This window comes from Micropruina sp., assembly GCF_047606365.1.
GTDB lineage: Bacteria > Actinomycetota > Actinomycetes > Propionibacteriales > Propionibacteriaceae > Micropruina.
This window is the reverse complement of sequence record NZ_JASGEN010000105.1, coordinates 1-16459: the sequence shown is the minus strand read 5'-3', so window position 1 is coordinate 16459 and position 16459 is coordinate 1. Positions and strand designations below refer to the sequence as shown.

Annotated in this window: 16 protein-coding genes and 1 pseudogene; 6 read left to right on the top strand and 11 right to left on the bottom strand. The window is 68.8% G+C overall.

Going from position 1 to position 16459, the window contains the following annotated elements; translation table 11 throughout:
• Positions 1–46 precede the first annotated feature (46 nt).
• A complete protein-coding gene (locus QM624_RS12120; protein ID WP_415092119.1) occupies positions 47–1570 on the bottom strand; it encodes a carboxylesterase/lipase family protein in 1524 nt (507 codons plus the stop codon).
• Positions 1571–1583: 13 nt separating this feature from the next.
• The gene (locus QM624_RS12115; RefSeq protein WP_415092117.1) at positions 1584–3008 is read right to left on the bottom strand and encodes a sugar porter family MFS transporter; all 1425 of its coding nucleotides are present in this window, start codon (positions 3006–3008) and stop codon (positions 1584–1586) included.
• Between the two features lie 204 nt (positions 3009–3212).
• Here QM624_RS12115 and QM624_RS12110 point away from each other — a divergent pair, with 204 nt between their 5' ends.
• Entirely contained in the window at positions 3213–4475 is a 1263-nt protein-coding gene (locus QM624_RS12110) for an ROK family protein (protein ID WP_415092115.1), read from the top strand.
• 83 nt (positions 4476–4558) lie between these two features.
• Complete coding sequence (locus tag QM624_RS12105; protein ID WP_415092113.1) at positions 4559–5587, top strand: histidine phosphatase family protein; 1029 nt, start codon at positions 4559–4561, stop codon at positions 5585–5587.
• Positions 5588–5668: 81 nt separating this feature from the next.
• On the opposite strand, the gene QM624_RS12100 is transcribed toward QM624_RS12105, so the two are convergent.
• The 7 genes from QM624_RS12100 to QM624_RS12070 all read right to left on the bottom strand — a co-directional run bounded on the left by QM624_RS12100 (position 5669) and on the right by QM624_RS12070 (position 11308).
• Positions 5669–6646, bottom strand: coding sequence for a sucrase ferredoxin (locus QM624_RS12100; protein ID WP_415092111.1), 978 nt, complete (start codon positions 6644–6646; stop codon positions 5669–5671).
• On the bottom strand, positions 6643–7362 hold the full coding sequence (locus QM624_RS12095) for an SDR family NAD(P)-dependent oxidoreductase (RefSeq protein WP_415092109.1): 720 nt from the start codon (positions 7360–7362) through the stop codon (positions 6643–6645). The genes QM624_RS12100 and QM624_RS12095 overlap by 4 nt, the downstream gene beginning before the upstream one ends.
• Positions 7359–8750: a glutamate--tRNA ligase gene (gltX, locus tag QM624_RS12090; RefSeq protein ID WP_415092334.1), complete on the bottom strand. Its 1392-nt coding sequence runs from the start codon at positions 8748–8750 to the stop codon at positions 7359–7361. The genes QM624_RS12095 and gltX overlap by 4 nt, the downstream gene beginning before the upstream one ends.
• A 112-nt stretch (positions 8751–8862) precedes the next feature.
• Complete coding sequence (locus QM624_RS12085) at positions 8863–9504, bottom strand: DUF6498-containing protein (protein ID WP_415092107.1); 642 nt, start codon at positions 9502–9504, stop codon at positions 8863–8865.
• A gap of 40 nt (positions 9505–9544) precedes the next feature.
• The gene (locus QM624_RS12080) at positions 9545–10261 is read right to left on the bottom strand and encodes a M50 family metallopeptidase (RefSeq protein WP_415092332.1); all 717 of its coding nucleotides are present in this window, start codon (positions 10259–10261) and stop codon (positions 9545–9547) included.
• A gap of 51 nt (positions 10262–10312) precedes the next feature.
• The gene (locus tag QM624_RS12075; RefSeq protein WP_415092105.1) at positions 10313–10813 is read right to left on the bottom strand and encodes a hypothetical protein; all 501 of its coding nucleotides are present in this window, start codon (positions 10811–10813) and stop codon (positions 10313–10315) included.
• 213 nt (positions 10814–11026) lie between these two features.
• Positions 11027–11308: a hypothetical protein gene (locus QM624_RS12070; protein ID WP_415092103.1), complete on the bottom strand. Its 282-nt coding sequence runs from the start codon at positions 11306–11308 to the stop codon at positions 11027–11029.
• Positions 11309–11448: 140 nt separating this feature from the next.
• Between QM624_RS12070 and QM624_RS12065 the strand changes: the two genes are divergently transcribed.
• The 4 genes from QM624_RS12065 (at position 11449) to QM624_RS12050 (ending at position 15426) form a co-directional block, all read left to right on the top strand.
• Entirely contained in the window at positions 11449–13125 is a 1677-nt protein-coding gene (locus QM624_RS12065; protein ID WP_415092101.1) for a glutamine--tRNA ligase/YqeY domain fusion protein, read from the top strand.
• A complete protein-coding gene (locus QM624_RS12060; protein ID WP_415092099.1) occupies positions 13122–14036 on the top strand; it encodes an SDR family NAD(P)-dependent oxidoreductase in 915 nt (304 codons plus the stop codon). Before QM624_RS12065 ends, QM624_RS12060 begins: the two co-directional genes overlap by 4 nt.
• Before the next feature lie 71 nt (positions 14037–14107).
• A complete protein-coding gene (locus QM624_RS12055) occupies positions 14108–14431 on the top strand; it encodes a PadR family transcriptional regulator (protein ID WP_415092097.1) in 324 nt (107 codons plus the stop codon).
• The gene (locus QM624_RS12050; RefSeq protein ID WP_415092095.1) at positions 14428–15426 is read left to right on the top strand and encodes a permease prefix domain 1-containing protein; all 999 of its coding nucleotides are present in this window, start codon (positions 14428–14430) and stop codon (positions 15424–15426) included. Before QM624_RS12055 ends, QM624_RS12050 begins: the two co-directional genes overlap by 4 nt.
• A 30-nt stretch (positions 15427–15456) precedes the next feature.
• Here the strand turns inward: QM624_RS12050 and QM624_RS12045 are convergent, their stop codons facing one another.
• Together QM624_RS12045 and QM624_RS12040 are read right to left on the bottom strand one after the other, a co-directional pair.
• Positions 15457–15939 carry an aromatic ring-opening dioxygenase LigA gene (locus QM624_RS12045; protein ID WP_415092093.1) on the bottom strand — a complete coding sequence of 161 codons (483 nt, stop codon included), beginning with the start codon at positions 15937–15939 and terminating at the stop codon, positions 15457–15459.
• Positions 15940–16166: 227 nt separating this feature from the next.
• Positions 16167–16459, bottom strand: a pseudogene (locus QM624_RS12040) (elongation factor Tu); the annotation flags it as partial.

Below are 16459 nucleotides of genomic sequence, written 5' to 3'. Positions count from 1 at the left end.
CGGCAGGCTTCCTCCACCGCCACCGGTCGTGCGGGGATCCGTCGAGTCACGCGGGTGCGAGGTCGTCGCCTCGCTCCCCCACCAGCCCCAGATCGACGGCGGCACGGCCCACCAGTCGCTCGGCGGCGTAGCCGTTCGCCACATCCCGACTCGGCTCGTCAAAGCAGCGGACCACCCGTCTCTCGCTATGTGCGGCCCATCCCGGGTCACCGGTCTTGATGAACCGCACCCAAGCGCCATGGACCTCGGAGGCCAGCGCCTCCGGGGCATCCCCGGCCGCCCGGACGGCACCCGCGGTCGCGATCGTGTTCCAGGCGAACGGCAAGTCGAGGCAGTGGAATGCCCGGCCGGGGTCGAGCTCACCTCGCCCCTTCCACTGGAAGTCGTAGACCCAGGTGGCCTCACGCCGCTCCGCCAGGAAGGCGACCGGACCTCGGATCATCAGATCGGTCAGCAACTGGCCGACCAACTCCGATCCGGTCAGGTCTGATCGCTCCTTGAGGTAGCGAGTGGCCGTGCCCCAGCCGATGCCGAACGTCTCGAGCGCGAGCACTTCGCGGCCGACTGGAAAGCCCACTCCTTCCGGGACCAGCGCGTTGAACTCCGCGGCGGTGGAGCCGATCAGCAAGGGCACATCGCCGGCCGCGCCCTGCAGCACCCCTTCTGCTACCGACCGCTGCACCAGGGAGCCGTCCAACGTCGGTGACAACTCCAGCGACGTCAGAATCTGAAGCACCAAGGACAGCGGGTCGGTGTGCGGCCTGGCCGCCTCCGGCGCCTTTCCGAAGGTGTTGTGCATCTCCCAGACCACCTCGTCCAGGCGCGTCCGGGGCACCTCGGACAGGGAGCTCGCGGTACCGGGCAGGTCGAGCAACCGGCCGATCTCGACCATCGCCCGATCGGCGCCCGCCGGAGTCATCTGGGTGAACACCGGTGAGCAGGCGATCGCCTGGCTCACCAGGGATCGGGCGTCCTCGATCGCGAGCATGGTCAGGACGGCGCTGCCGCCGGCGGACTGTCCCGCGATCGTGACCCGTCCCGGATCTCCACCGAAATCGGCGATGTTGTCGTGCACCCAGCGCAGTGCCGCCAGCCAGTCCGAGACGCCACGGTTGGGCGACGCACCCTCGACAGCCGCGAAGCCGGTGATCCCCAGACGGTATCCGACCGAGACCACCACGATTCCCTCGCGGTTGAACGCCGCCCCGTCGTACCAGGGGCTGACCGGAGAGCCCGCTATGAAGGCGCCGCCGTGGAACCACACCAGCACCGGCAGAGCGGCGGCCCGGGACGGCTCCGGGGTGAACACGTTCACGGTGAGGATGTCGTCCCCGGGGACCGACGGCTCGGGAATGGTCCCCCCATCGAAACCAGTGACCTGGGCGGTCGGCCCAGGTGCGGTGGCATCGCGAACCCCAGTCCAATTCTGGGGCGGCTCAGGCTGCGAGAAGGCACGACCCCCGACTGGCGCCGTGGCGTACGGGATCCCGTAGAAGGCGATGGAGCCCTCCCTGGCGAGACCCCGCACGTCACCGTGCGTCGTCCGAACGGCCGTCTGACGCTCGTTCATCGTGGTGCCACCTTCACCGCGGGCTGGCATCTTCGGTCATGTCCTCGAGCTTGCGGCCCTTGGTCTCGGGTACCCGCCTGAGGACGAAGAAGAACGACAGCGCGGTCAGAATCGCGTACAGCGCGTAGGTGGTGCTCAGGCCGATCCCGGCGATGAAGATCGGAAACGTGAAGGCGACCAGGAAGTTCGCGATCCAATTGACCCCGGTCGCCAGCGCCATGCCGGCGCCCCGGATCTGGTTCGGGAAGATCTCGCCCAGCATCACCCACATCACCGGTCCCCAGGTGGCGCAGAAGAAGATGTAGAACGTGTGTGCCGCGATCAGGCCGGTCATCGCCCAACCGAACGGCAGATGACTGCTGCCGTCCGCGGCCGGCGTGCCGTTGGCGAAAGCGACCGCCACCAGGGCCAGGCTGATGGCCATGCCGGCGGAACCGATCAGCAGCAGCGGACGGCGCCCCGCCTTGTCGACGACCGCGATGGCGACCAGCGTCATGACGATGCCGAGAATCGACGTGCCGACCGGAATCGCCAACGACAGACCGCCGCTGAAACCGACCAGGCTCCACAGCGTCGAGCCGTAGTACAGGATGATGTTGATGCCCGTCGTCTGCTGGAACAGCGCGATGAGGATGCCCACCCACACCACCGGCTTCAGTCCTCCGGTCGCACTGCGCAGGTCGGCGAATCGCGGCTGATGGTCGTGATTGAGCGACGCCCGGATCTCGCGCACCGTTTCCGCCGGTTCCGGGTCGCCCACATTCTCGGCCAGGATCCGCTGGGCCTCATCCACTCGTCCGACGGTCACCAGATAGCGCGGCGATTCAGGCAGTCGGAGCGCCATCACGCCGTAGGCGATGGAGGGCACCACGCCGGCCACCAGCATCCACCGCCAGGCCGCCGCTCCGAACCAGAGCGGATCCTCCGGCGTCCCGGCAGCCGAGGCCAGGGCGAGATTGGACAGGAAGGCGCCGAAGATGCCGAAAGCGATCGCCAGCTGCTGCAGCGATCCAAGGCGACCGCGCGCCGAGGACGGCGACACCTCCGCGATGTAGGCCGGGACGACCACTGAGGCGATGCCCACACCGAGACCCGCGACCACACGCCACAGGATCAGGTCCCAGACACCAAAAGCGAACCCCGAGAGGACCGAGGACAGCGCGAACAGAATGGCGGCGACCACCATGACCTTGATCCGGCCGAACTTGTCCGCCGCCCGCCCGGCGAACATGGCACCAAGGGTGCAGCCGAGCAATGCGGACGAGACCGCGATGCCGGTCAGTGTCGGGGTGAGGTCGAAGCCCGCCTTGGTGCCGCTCAGCGCGTCGACCGCGCCGTTGATGACAGCGGTGTCGAAGCCGAACAGGAAGCCTCCGACTGCGGCCGCCGCCGAGATGCCGAGAATCTTCCCGGACAGTTTTCCGTGCTCATCCGCCATGAGCCGTCTCCCTCCATTGGGTGAATGTCTGTTGATCGATGCCCGGGGTCCGCCTCGCTGGACGGACCGCCGACTGGCGCATCCAGAGCAACATCCCAAGGCAAATATTGTCCGTCAAGCAACATAAATGCAGGGCTTTCGAGGCACCCGGCGACCTGTTCGTCTGTCAGCGGCGGCGCGGGCCAGGCCTCCGACGAGCCACCCTTGCGCGGCCGAAGGCGTCCGCAATATTGTCCGAACAACGACAGAATGCGAGGGCCAATGGATCATCCGGTGTATCTCGGGCCACGCGATCTGGAGCTGGTCAGCGTCGACTCGCGAATGACAAAGAACATCGTCGACCTGCTCGCTCGCCTCGGCCCGATCGATCGACGACGGCTGACCGAGGAGATCGGCGTCGGCAGGTCGACCGTCTCGCGCGCCATCGGTCAGCTCTTGGATGCCCGGATCGCCATCGAACTGGACACCCCGCCCCGCGGGCGCGGACGCCCACAGACACTACTCGCGGTGAATCCGCAGGTCGCCTCCGCGATCGGCCTCTACTACGGGCTGCGGCACGTTCTGGCAGCCATCGTCGACCCCGCCCACCGAATCCTCGGGACCGCTGAGGCATTCCTCGGGCTGGACTACACGGTGGAGGACGCGATTCAGACGTCGCTTCGGTTGATCGCCGAGCTGGAGCAACAACAGACCGGGCCGATCGTAGGCGTCGGGCTGGCGCTGCCCGGGCCGATGGATCGCACGGAGATGACCTTGACCTACTCCAGCATCCTGCCGCACTGGGCGGGAGTGCAGTTTCTCGACCTGATTAGGGGCCATCTGCCCTATCCCGTGGTGGCCGACAACGAGTCGAACCTAGCCGCCCACGCCGAGAAGCTCTGGGGGGCCGCCACCGATCTGGACACGATCATCTTCCTCAAACTGCACTCCGGAGTCGGCGGCGCCATAGTGATGCACGGTCAGGTGGTGCGCGGCCAGCGCGGCGCCGCCGGCGAGTTCGGCCATATCAGCCGCAACCCCCGCGGGGAGCGCTGTCGCTGCGGTCGACGCGGTTGCCTCGAAGCATCGATCGGTATTCCACGGCTGCTAGAGCACCTGTCCGAGGCGCATGGCCGGGCGATCTCGTTCCCGGAGGCGCTCGAGCTGTTGCGAGACGGCGATCGCGCCTGCGGCGATCTGATCCGTACGGCGGGCTACGAGGCGGGCAGGGCGCTGGGCACCCTGTGCAACGTGCTCGATCCACGGGCGATCATCGTGGGTGGCGCTCTCACCCAGGCTGGCGAACCGCTGTTCTCCGCGATCACGACCGGGCTGCGCGCCTCGGCTCTGCCCATGCACAACGGGATCCCGCTCCGGACGGCGGTCTTGGGTCGCTTCGCTTCAGCACTGGGAGCGACTGGTCTGGTGATGGCATCCGGTTTCGATCAGCTGCTCGCTCGTCGCTGGGCGGGGATGAGCCAAGGCTGACCGCCGTCGTCGCCGACGAGCTCGTTGAACCACTGCCCCGATCACCTGCCGTCGCCAGTCCGGCGGCAGTCGCGCCAGCCCTCTTGCCGGGCGGCGACATCGCCGATTTTTGCGCCTTGAAGGACAAAAAGCGGCTCGGCAGGATGTCTCGGGTTCGGCCGGCACCGGCGCCGGCCCACGGCAAGGAGGAAGTCATGAAGAGTGTCCTTTCCCGCGTCTCGGCCGCGGCCGCTGTCGTCATCACTGGGGCGGCGACCATCCCCGGCAGCCCGGTGGCCTCGGCTTCGAGCGCTGCTCCCGTCGCCGCCCCAGCACCGGCGTCGCTCCCCGCGCTGGCCCATGGCGGCCGGAGCCACAGCCGCGGTGTGACGATCTATCTCACCCGCCACGGCCAGACGATCCTGAACGTGCTGGAGCGGGCCCAGGGCTGGACCGATTCCCCGCTGGTGAACGATGCCGCCAGGGCCGTCCCGAGGACCGTTGGCAAGAACATCGCCGCGCGTGAAGGAAAGCTCGACAGCGCCTATGCGGCGGACATGAAACGGCACCTGGAGACCGCCCAATTGATCCTCAAGGGCATGGGCAGCCGGGGAAAGACGGTGCACCAGGACGCGGGCTTGCGCGAACTCGCCTTCGGCACGTTTGAGGGGGGTCCGGCACGCGCCTCGTGGCTAGCCATCCTGCACCAGTTGGGCTACTCCGTCGACGAGGACGCCGCACCGAACGCACCGGCCGACGCTGACGGCCAGAATGGCGGCTGGCAGACCATGGAGGGCATCGCCATGGCGCAGCACGGCGTGGATGGCACGATGGCGGCGCTGAAGACGGTCGCCGGGCGGCCGACCGAGAGCGGGATCGCCCTCCCCGCCGAGGACTGCTCCGACGCCAACGCCCGACTGTCGGCGTCCTTGAACCGGATCGCCCGCGATGCCTCCCGGAACCACCACAAGCGGGTTCTGGTGGTCTCCAGCGGCCTGTCGATCTCGTGCTACCTCACCGACTCGCTGAACACCCCGACCACCGGTATCTCGAATGTCGGGGTGAGCAAGTTGCAGTACACGAACGGCAAATGGACGGTGCTCAGCGTCAACGACAAGAGCTACCAGCAGTAGCGAGATCCCGCAGTTCCAGGCCGGGGGTCGGGTGTTGCCACCCGTTCCAGGACCGTGGCCACGGCCGTCCGGGCCCTGCACTCAGGGAGCCTGGGTCTCCACGACCAGCCACGACCTGGCCGCAACCGCCGCCTTGCCGCATGACTCGGGCAGATCGCCGTACGCCTCCTGGCTCAGCCGCAGCAGCCAACGGCGTCCGTCACGATGGGCGACCTCGATGAGTTCGCCGAGGTCGCAGTCTCTGCCAGCAGAGGCGGGCTCTCGATGAGCCGCTTCTCCATCGGACGAGGCCGATGCCGGGGCGGTCGTCAGGGCCTCGGGTGAGCACTCCCCGGTCAGTTCGCGAATGTACGCCTCGGCCACTGCACGCACCGGTTCGAGGTGGCCGCGGCCGCGGTCGTGCCAGGGCCCGAAGGTTTCGGACGCCAGCCGTCCGGCGTCGGCGGCCTGCAGTGCGGCGTGCGCGACCTCGGGGGTCAGCCGGGCCAGCGACTGGCCGGACGGCAGCACCAGTCCGGTGGGTGCGAAGCGGTGGCCACCGGTGTGGGTGCACTCCCACACCCGGCCGGAGTTCTGTCGCTCCAGGTCGAGCGCGATCGGACGGCCGCGCAAGGCGCAGCACAGGTCACGTTTGGCGTTGGCACAGACCAGCAGCACGCCGCCGTCCAGTCGTTCCAGCCAGTCGACCTCGGCGGCCAACTCGTCCGGGTCGATGTCGGCGAGCCGGTCGAACGGCAACGTCATGACCTCGTCGGGTTCGGTCACCGTGCCGCCCAGCAGCCAGGGTGTGCCGGCCAGCCCGCCCGCGACATAGACCTGGCGCCGGCGATGATCGCCCCGGTCGACGTGACTGGCCGGACGCCGGATCAGCAGCGGCCGTCCGCCAGTGGCCAGCACCTCGGCCTCGATCGCCGCGCCGACGGCCGGGTCGAGCCGGGACTGGGTGAACGCCCGCGCACCCCAGGGTCCGTTCTGCTCGACGGTCACCCAGAACGCCGCCCGCGGCGCGGTTCCCCACGCCGGCAGGCCGGCTTCGTCCCAGGTGACCGAACAGGTCATCGCGGCATCCGGCGCCAGATGGCCCGGGGCACGAAACGGGCCACGAAACACAACACCCGCAGCTGCCAGGGAATCCAGACCTCGACCGGACCACCCTCGCGGATCCGCTTCACAACCGCCTCGGCGACCTGATCGGGCGTGGACGAGAACGGTGCCGGCGACATGCCTTCGGTCATCCGGCCGATCACGAAGCCGGGCCGGGCGATCACCAGGTCGACGCCGGAACCGTGCAGGGCGTCCGCCATGCCGGACGCGAAACCGTCCAGCCCGGCCTTGGCCGAGCCGTAGACGTAGTTGGGACGCCGGACCCGCTGCCCGGCGACCGACGAGAAGGCCACCAGGGTGCCTGAGGCCCGGGCCCGCATCCGGTCGGCGAGCACCGTCAGCAGAGACGCCTGCGCCGTGAAATCGGTGTGGACGATCCGGACCACCTCGGCGGCGTCGGCCTCGGCCAGCTTCTGGTTGCCGAGGACGCCGAAGGTGAGCACCGCGATGTCGATCGTGCCCACCTCGGCCTCAATCCGTTCGACCACCGCGGCATGGCTGGCGACGTCGTCGGCGTCGAAATCGACATGCAGCACCCGCTCGGCACCGGGCACCTCCGGCCGCTCACCACCGGGGCGCGACGCCAGCACCACCAGATTCCCGGCAGCCAGCCGGTTGGCGATCTCCAAACCGATCTCGGAGCGCCCACCGAAGATCGCGACGACGCTCATAGCGTCGCCCGCAGCGCCCGCAGGCGGGCCAGGCTCGACTCACGGCCGAGCAGCTCCATCGACTCGAACAGCGGCGGCGACACCCGCGACCCGGTGATCCCGACCCGCACCGGGCCGAACGCGAACCGCGGCTTCAGCCCGAGCCCGTCCACCAGCGCCGCCCGCAACGCCGCCTGGATCCCGTCCGCGGCAAAAGGCTCCAAAGCCTCCAGTGCCGCGAGAGAGGCGTCCAGCACCTCGCCTGCATTCTCACCGAGCTGCGCCCGGGCATCGTCGGCGACCACCAGGTCGGCGTCCGCGGTGAACAGGAACTCCAGCTTCGGCAACGCCTCGGAGAGCACCCCGAGCCGCTCCTGGATCAGCGGCGTCGCGCGCCGCAGCAGCTCCGCCTTCGCCGGGTCGACGTCCGCCCACTCACCGGTGAACTCCAGGTGCTCGACGATCCGGGCGGCCAACTCGTCCGGCGCCAGGGCACGGATGTACTCGCCGTTCAGCCAGTTCAGCTTGGTCAGGTCGAAGATCGGCCCGACGGTGCTTACCTTGGCCCAGTCGAAGCCGGCCACGAACTCGTCGAAGGTGGCCACCTCGGACTCGCCGACCGGCGGGTAGGCGAGCAGCTGCAGGAAGTTGCGCAGCGCCTCGGGCAGGTAGCCCTGCTCACGGAACCAGACCAGCCGGGCGGCCGGGTTCTTCCGCTTGGAGATCTTCGACTTGTCGGTGTTGCGCAGCAGCGGCATGTGCGCGAACGCCGGCGGGGTCAGCCCGAGGAACTGGTACAGCAGAATGTGCTTCGGCGTGGAGCTGATCCACTCCTCGCCGCGCACCACATGGGTGATGCCCATCAGATGGTCGTCGACCACCACCGCCAGGTGGTAGGTCGGGAAGCCGTCGGCCTTGAGGATCACCTGATCGTCCGGACGCGGCGCGTTCACCTCTCCGCGGATCACATCGGTGAACGACAATGGCGCGTCGTCGGGGATCAGCATCCGCACCACCGGGGTCTCGGTGAAGCCGGGCAGCGCGGCCCGCTCGTCGCGGGTCTTACCCAGGCAGAGCCGGTCGTACCCGGTCACCGACGCCTTGGCGGCCTGCTGCTCGGCGCGCAACTGGGCCAGCCGCTCGGTCGAGCACCAGCAGTAGTAGGCGTGGCCGGACTCGATCAGCTGCTCGACGAACGGCCGGTAGGTGTCGAGCCGCTCCGACTGCCGGTAGGGGGCGTACGGCCCGCCGACGTCCGGGCCCTCGTCCCAGGGCAGGCCGAGCCAGCGCAGCGTGTCGAAGATCTGCTGCTCGGAATCTGCGACGTAGCGGGCGCGGTCGGTGTCTTCGATCCGCAGCACGAACTGGCCGCCGGTGGCCTGCGCGTAGGCCTTGTTGAACAGGGACATGTAAGCGGTGCCGACGTGTGGGTCCCCGGTGGGCGAGGGCGCGACACGCAGGCGTGCAGGAGTCTGGGTCATGGCCGCTTCAGCCTATCGCGACCGCACGGACGCGCCGGGATCAGCTGGGCTGGAGCACCCGCCGGTACGAGAGCACCGCCAGCGTCAGATCGATCACGGTCAGCGCAACGACCAGGCAGGCACCGACCAGGAACCGGTAGTCGTCATACTCGCCGAGAATGACCACCGCGCCGAGAACGGTGGCCAGCAGCACCGGAACGAACCGCAGATAACCGGGCAGCAACACCTGCCACAGCTTCGCCACCGTGCGGCCGCCACGAGAGAACCAGCCGTCGGCCAGCGCCCAGGCGTTGGCCAGCAGCATCGCCAGACCGGTGAGCAGCAGCGTCGACCAACTCCCGCCGCCGGTCAGGCTGATCAGGATCACCGCCCAGATGCCGGTGACCAGGCTCAGCACGCCGATCATGATCGCGTAGTGCAACGCCCAGAACTGAGCCGCGCTGCCGGCTCTCGTCATGGTCAACAGCCGGATCAGCGTGGTGCCCACCGACATCGCCAGCCACAAGGCGCTGTAGGCCAGCAGGTCCTGCAGCCCGATCGTGCCGCGCGACAGCGGCCACAGCGGCAGCAGTGAGCCCACCAGGATCAACACGATCTGGACGGCCATCGCGGCTCGCGCCGGCAGCCGTTCGGCGAGCGCACTGAGTAACCCGAAGCCGAGCACGCGGGCGAGTTGGTTCACCCGCGCCATGCTGCCAAATGCCCGGCTCTCCCGCGACGGCTCAGCCGGGCGAACCGGGCCAGATCAGCCAGCTCCCGACCAGCAGCGCGGCCAAGTCGAGCAGGAACAGCACTCCGACCCACACCACGGCCGGCACCCGGGTCAACCCGGCGAGCTGGTCGGCGTCGCTGCCCCGCCCCTGTCCGCTGCGCCGCGCCCGCTGCAGGTCGATCACACTCCTCGGGCCGGCGAGCAGCAGGAACCAGGTGAACCCGTAGGCGACCAGCGACTGGACCTGCTCACTGCCCCACCAGGACACCGCGAACACCGCCAGTCCGGCCACCAGCATCGAGTACAGGCCGTGGAAGTTGCGGATCTGGACCAGCATCAGGCAGAGCAGCAGCAGCGCCACCCACAGCACCGCCAGGGCATGCTGTTGCCACAGCAGGACGGCGGCGAGCAGACCGAACAGCCCGGGCGCCAGATAGCCGGCGATCAGGGTGAGGAACATGCCGAAGCCGCGCGGCCGTCCGTGGCTCAACGTGACGCCGGAGGAATCCGAATGCAGTCGGATGCCGCGCAGTCGGCGTCCGGTCAGCACCGCTCCGATCGCGTGACCGCCCTCGTGGACGATGGTGACCAGGTGCCGGGCGATCCGCCACGCCGGCCGGAACACCACTACGGCGATCGCGGCCAGCGCCGTCCACCAGATCGCTGCCGCCGACGGTGACTGCTGGACGCCGGTGAGCCCCTCCCAGAACCGCTCCAGCAGGGTCATGTCGGCCAAGGCGTTGGGCTGGTCACGGCGTCCAGTCTAGGAAGGGCCTCGTCACGGCCCGCCGGGGCCGCCGGGTCCGCCGCCGAAACCCGGTCCACCACCGAAGCCGGGCCCACCGAACCCGTGCCCGCCAAGGCCGTGCGGACCGCCCATACCCCAACCGCCGCCGAACAAGCCGTGCCCGAGGCCGAACAGACCGCCCGGACGGCCGAACAGCAGGTTGAACACCGCCGAGCCGGCGAAGCCGGCGGCCAGGGAGGTCAGCACGGTGCGCCCGGCGCCCTGGCCGCCGAGCAGCCGGTCCAACGCCCCTGGCTGCCGCACCTCCAATCGGGTCGCCGACCGGGCCAGCGCCGCCGGTGAATCGTCGGACGGCGCCTCGTCGGTGGTCGCCAGGGCACGCAGCACTTCGCGGCGCTCCTCGGCCGAGAGATTCGCGAACGCCTCGGCATGTGCCTGCTCGATCTGGTCCGGGGACGCCGTCCGCAACAGATAGCGGTAGCGCTGGACGGCGTCGCTGTCGGTCGCCGGGTAGTTCTGGTAGCTGGTCATGTGACCAGGTAACCGGCTCGTCCTGTGCGTGAGTTGTGCCTGACGGTCGGCGCCCGCTGTGAAGTCGTCCGCGCCGAGCGCCATCGAGCAGCGCTCAGGAACGTACGGAAGAAGAGACGCAGAAAGGGGCGACACTCGGAAGTGTCGCCCCTTCTGACGAAGGAGGTTGCGGAGTCAGTGGTGGCGGGGATCGCTACCCCAACTCCGCGGCCGTCACCGGCTGGCCGGCTCCGCGGGAGCCGCCGCGAGCCACACCAGCACGCCGGCGAGAAGGACCACGCTGACGCCGCCCCCGACCATCGCGAACACGGACTGGGTGGCGACACCGGCGGCCACGATGACCGCGGCGACCGCGACCAGGATGCCCAGGGCCGCACGGACGGCCACGGTGGTGCCACGATCGGCAAGCACGGCGGCGCGCAGGTCAGCGAAGGTGTAGTTACGCGACTCGTTGGCGGCATCGGACGGGCGGGTGATGATCTGCTGGGCAGACATTGGGGTCTGTTTCTTCTTCCTGTGTAGATGTGCGCCCCTCGTAACGGGGCATGACCCATATTAGTCATCTCTACTATTAAACTCAAATCGGTGGTGACACCGGCGAGTGGACCTCCGACGGCGTTGATAGGTTTACGCCCATGACCGCCGACCCCGCCGCCAACGACTTCATCCACGACATCGTCCGGCGCGACAACGAGCAGGGCAGGTTCGGCGGACGCGTCCAGACCCGCTTCCCGCCCGAGCCGAACGGCTACCTGCACATCGGTCACGCCAAGGCGATCGTGGTCGACTTCGGCCTCGCCGAGGACTTCGACGGCATCTGCAACCTGCGGCTCGACGACACCAACCCCGACACCGAAGAGACCGAGTACGTCGACTCGATCATCGACGACATCGAATGGCTCGGCTACACGCCGGCGAACGTGCTGCATGCCTCGGACTACTTCGACCAGCTCTACGCCTGGGCCGAGTACCTGGTCGAACAGGGCAAGGCCTATGTCGACGACTCCGACATCGAGACCATCTCGGCGCAGCGCGGCGGCTTCGGCAAGCCCGGTATCGAGAGCGAGTACCGCAACCGCAGCGTCGAGGAGAACCTCGATCTGCTGCGCCGGATGCGGGCCGGCGAGTTCCCGGACGGCTCCCGCGTGCTGCGCGCCAAGATCGACATGCAGCACGAGAACATGCAGCTGCGCGACCCGGTGATGTACCGGATCCGGCACGCCGACCATCACCGCACCGGCGATACCTGGGACATCTACCCCACCTACGACTGGGCGCACGGCCAGTCCGACGCGATCGAGGGCGTCACGCACTCCATCTGCACCCTGGAGTTCGACACCCACCGGGCGCTCTACGACTGGTACCTGGAGCAGCTGCCGCTGCCGTCCGACCAGCCGAAGCAGATCGAGTTCGCGCGGCTCGAGTTCACCCACACGGTGACCAGCAAGCGGCGGCTGAAGAAGCTGGTCGACGACGGCGTCGTCGACGGCTGGGACGACCCGCGGATGCCCACGCTGCGCGCCCTGCGGCGGCGCGGTTACCCGGCGGCGGCTATCCGGGCGTTCTGCCGCGAGATCGGCACCACCCGGACCAACAGCCGGCAGTCCATCGAGGCGCTGGAGTCGTACGTGCGGCGCGACCTGAACGCCACGGCGCAGCGCCGGATGGCGGTACTAAAGCCGCTCAAGCTGGTGCTGACCAACTGGCCCGAGGGCCAGGTGGATCACTTCGAGGTGGCCAACAACCCCGAGAACCCCGCAGACGGCGTCCGTGAGGTCGCGTTCAGCGGCGAACTGTGGATCGAAGCCGACGACTTCGCCGAGGTGCCGCCACCGAAGTTCTTCCGGCTCTCCCCCGGACGCGAGGTGCGGCTGCGCGGTGCCTACCTGATCACCGCCACCGATGTGGTGAAGGACGCCGACGGCACTGTGGTGCAGGTGAACGCCACCTACGACCCGGCCTCCCGCGGCGGCAATGCGCCGGACGGCCGCAAGGTGAAGTCGACCATGCACTGGGTCTCGGCCGCGCACGCGGTGAACGGCACCGTGGCCCTCTACGACCGGCTGTTCACGGCGTCCGCACCCGGCGAGCGGACCGGCGAGCCGCTGGACGACCTGAACCCCCACTCTCGGGAACTGCTCACCGACTGCCGACTGGAAGCCGCCCTGGCCGAGACCGAGCCGGGCGCCGTGGTGCAGTTCGAGCGGCTCGGCTATTTCGCCCACGACGACCGGCAGCCGTTGCTGTTCCATCGCGCCGTCGGGCTGCGTGACGAGTGGGCGGCGATCCAGAAGCGTCAGGGGACACGATGAGAGACCGGTTGACGCCACTCACCATTCCGTCCCGGAAGGGGCGGCTGGCCATCGTTACCGGCGCCAACAGCGGCATCGGCAAGGCGACGGCGCGGGCGCTCGGCCTGGCCGGTGCGGACGTGGTGCTGGCCGTCCGCGATCTCGCCAAGGGCACGGCCGTGGCCGAGGAACTGCACGCCGAACACCCCGAAGGCAGCCACACCGTCGCCGAGCTGGACACCTCCGATCTCGCTTCGGTGGAGCGTTTCGCGTCCGAGTACGCCGACCGTCGGGTCGACATCCTGGTGCTCAACGCCGGCATCGGCGGCACCCGCAAGCGCGAGCTGAGCGTGGACGGGCACGAACTCACGATGGCGACCAACTACTTCGGCCACTTCGCGCTCACCGCCAGGCTGCTGGAGTCCTTGCGCCGGGCAAGCCGCGCGCGGGTGGTCACCCTCGGCTCGCTGGTGGCGAAGAACGGCCGGATCAGGCCCGACGATCTCGACCTGGAACGGCACTGGTCATCGCGCCGTGCCTACACCGACAGCAAACTGGCCATGGTGATGTTCGCCCGCGAGCTGCAGCGACACAGCACCACCGGCGAGTGGGGGCTCAACGCCCACGCCGCACACCCCGGCTGGGCCGCCACCCGGCTGCTCCCGGGCAATCCGCTGCATCGCGTCGGCGCCTTCTTCGGCGGCATCAGCGGGCTGATGCAGTCGGCCGCCGATGGTGCCCAGCCGGTGGTCTTCTGCGCCGCCAGCCGGCAGGCCGCCGCCGGCGCCTACTACGGCCCGATCGGAATGTTCGGCACCTCCGGACCGGTCGGCAAGGCCCACCTCCCCCGCCAGGCCCGCTCCGCCAAGGCCCTCACCGCCCTCTGGGAGGCCACCGAGGAGCTGGTCGGCGTCCGCTTCCCCCGCGACTGATTCTGGCTTCGCCGCGCCCTCTGTCACTCGCCCGTTGACACCTAGGCTCTCTATGCCTAGATTTCCTAGGCATGAGAGGCGACGCACTCAAAGGGCACCTTGATCTCCTGATCCTGTCAATCCTCGCCGACAACCCGCTGCACGGCTACGCGATCATCGAGGAGCTGCGCCGACGCAGCGACGAGGTCATCGACGTCCCCGAGGGCACCCTGTACCCGGCGCTGCACCGGCTGGAGAAGGCCGGCCTGATCACCGCCACCTGGAGCGAGGTCAACGGACGCCGGCGCAAGTCCTACCGGCTCACCCCGGACGGCACCGGCCAGCTGGCCGACGAGCGCCGGGCCTGGTCCAGCTTCACCACCGCGGTCGCCGCGATCACCGGAGCCCAGCGATGAGCGACCCGATCGACGACTACCTGAAGTCGCTGCGCCGCGAACTCGGCACCATTCCGGACGCCGACGACATCGTCGCCGAGATCGACGATCATCTGGGCCAGGCCGCCGCGGAGGAGGCCCGTCGCGGCCTCGACCCGGTCGCGGCCAGCGAAGCCGCCGTCATGCGGCTCGGCACTCCCGCCCAGGTCGGACGCGCCGTCCGCACCCAACGCGGCAGGTGGCGTTCCGGCGACCCGATCGTGCTGGCCGGCTGGCCTTTCCTTGTGGCCGAGATCATGCTCATCGTCGGCGGTCTGGCCCTGGCCACCTCCGCCTACCTCTTCTGGCTGCCCTGCGGGGAGTTCCTCGCCGGCCAGGACGGCCTGCGCTGCTATCCACTGATGGACGCCGGCGTCGCCCTGCCGGCGATACCGCAGGATCAGATCCGACTCCTCGCGGTGCACCTCGCTGCCCTGATCGGTCAGTCGCTGCTCGGGCTCGGCTGGGCGATCTTCGCGCTTTCCCAGCCGTGGCGGATCTCCACCCGGATCATCGCCCTCGTACCAACCGCACTCACTCTGGCCCTGGCCACGGCGGAGTTGCTGGCCATCGGCGAGCCGTTGGTCGGTGATTGGGCCGACCTGCCCATGGTGCTGCTCAGCCTCGCCTGTCCGCTGGCCTTCGGCTACGCGATCGAGGACCCACTCCCCGGGCTACGCGCCGGCCGCTTCTCGCCGACCCACCTCGCGCCGACGACGACCTACCGGCGCTACCTGTGGCGCGTCGCCCTGTTGGCGCTCGCCATCAACAGCGCCGGAACCTTCAGCTATCTGCTCGACTCCGCCGTGATGGGCGGGCTTACCGGCGCGGACTGGGACACCCCTCCTGGCACCGGGCTCATCTCGGCTGCCTCCGCCGTCCTCTTCGCGTCCGCCAGCCTGGCCGTCGGACGGCGGAGAAACCCAAAGGTGACCGGGGAGAATTCCCCGGTCACCTTAGGAGCGGTGCGGTACTGAGCGACGGTCCAGCTCAGGCCCGACCGCAGCTTATGCCGCCGATACGACCTTCGGCTTCGCCAGCGAGCCGAACGCCCATCCCAGGAACAGGAACATCACGCCCAACCCGATCACCAGCAGCGAGACGCCGTAGGCGAGTACCGAGGTGAACAGCGAGGCTCGCAGGAAGGACGCGTTCATCATCGTGTTGCGGGCCGCGGTCAGTTCGTCGACCTTCGCGGTGTCGCCGGCGTTCTTGGCCTCGGTGATCATGGTGCCGAGCTCGGCGTAGGTCTTGCCACCGCTCGCAGTCAGCGCGTGGTGATTGATGATCTCGGCCTGCGCGTAGGCGCTGATCGGATCCTGTACCTTGGCGCCCGGAACCAGCGGGGAATCCTTGGGCACGGTGATGTTCTCAGCGGAGAGCTGAGTGGTCACCATCGCCCAAGTTGTGACGCCGCCGCCGATGGCGACGAGGCCGAAGATGATGCACAGAACGGCCACCAGACGGGCTGGGCCGGACGCTTTGGTCATGTGGGTTCTCCTGTTCTGAGGTCTTGCCCTGCGAGCTGTGGTCAGCGAGGTCTTCGCCACCACCACGATCATTGACTGATCATCTACGACATAGTGTAGTAGCTATTTCCGCAGCCGTCACCTCAACACAGGAAGAACTTCCCCCGCGCCCCGCACACGAGGTCCGAACATGCGCAAACCCCCCGCCCGGAGGGGCGGGGGGCCTGCGACAGCGTTACAGCGTCAGATCACTTGAGGATCTTGGTGACGCGGCCGGCGCCGACGGTGCGGCCGCCCTCGCGGATGGCGAACTTCAGTCCGTCCTCCATGGCGATCGGCTTGTTCAGGTGCACGGTCATGTCGGTGTTGTCACCGGGCATCACCATGTCGGTGCCCTCGGGCAGCTCGACCACACCGGTCACGTCGGTGGTGCGGAAGTAGAACTGCGGGCTGTAGTTGGAGAAGAACGGCTTGTGACGGCCACCCTCCTCCTTGGTCAGCACGTAGACGTTGGCGTCGAAGTCGGTGTGCGGGGTGGTCG

Excerpts from the sequence above, each read along its gene's own strand:
- QM624_RS12120 (WP_415092119.1), bottom strand. The coding sequence starts at position 1,570 with ATGAACGAGCGTCAGACGGCCGTTCGGACGACGCACGGTGACGTGCGG.
- QM624_RS12045 (WP_415092093.1), bottom strand. The coding sequence starts at position 15,939 with ATGACCAAAGCGTCCGGCCCAGCCCGTCTGGTGGCCGTTCTGTGCATC.
- QM624_RS12115 (WP_415092117.1), bottom strand. The coding sequence starts at position 3,008 with ATGGCGGATGAGCACGGAAAACTGTCCGGGAAGATTCTCGGCATCTCG.
- QM624_RS12075 (WP_415092105.1), bottom strand. The coding sequence starts at position 10,813 with ATGACCAGCTACCAGAACTACCCGGCGACCGACAGCGACGCCGTCCAG.
- gltX (WP_415092334.1), bottom strand. The coding sequence starts at position 8,750 with ATGTCCCTGTTCAACAAGGCCTACGCGCAGGCCACCGGCGGCCAGTTC.
- QM624_RS12100 (WP_415092111.1), bottom strand. The coding sequence starts at position 6,646 with ATGACCTGTTCGGTCACCTGGGACGAAGCCGGCCTGCCGGCGTGGGGA.
- QM624_RS12080 (WP_415092332.1), bottom strand. The coding sequence starts at position 10,261 with ATGACCCTGCTGGAGCGGTTCTGGGAGGGGCTCACCGGCGTCCAGCAG.
- QM624_RS12055 (WP_415092097.1), top strand. The coding sequence starts at position 14,108 with ATGAGAGGCGACGCACTCAAAGGGCACCTTGATCTCCTGATCCTGTCA.
- QM624_RS12095 (WP_415092109.1), bottom strand. The coding sequence starts at position 7,362 with ATGAGCGTCGTCGCGATCTTCGGTGGGCGCTCCGAGATCGGTTTGGAG.
- QM624_RS12060 (WP_415092099.1), top strand. The coding sequence starts at position 13,122 with ATGAGAGACCGGTTGACGCCACTCACCATTCCGTCCCGGAAGGGGCGG.
- QM624_RS12065 (WP_415092101.1), top strand. The coding sequence starts at position 11,449 with ATGACCGCCGACCCCGCCGCCAACGACTTCATCCACGACATCGTCCGG.
- QM624_RS12070 (WP_415092103.1), bottom strand. The coding sequence starts at position 11,308 with ATGTCTGCCCAGCAGATCATCACCCGCCCGTCCGATGCCGCCAACGAG.
- QM624_RS12050 (WP_415092095.1), top strand. The coding sequence starts at position 14,428 with ATGAGCGACCCGATCGACGACTACCTGAAGTCGCTGCGCCGCGAACTC.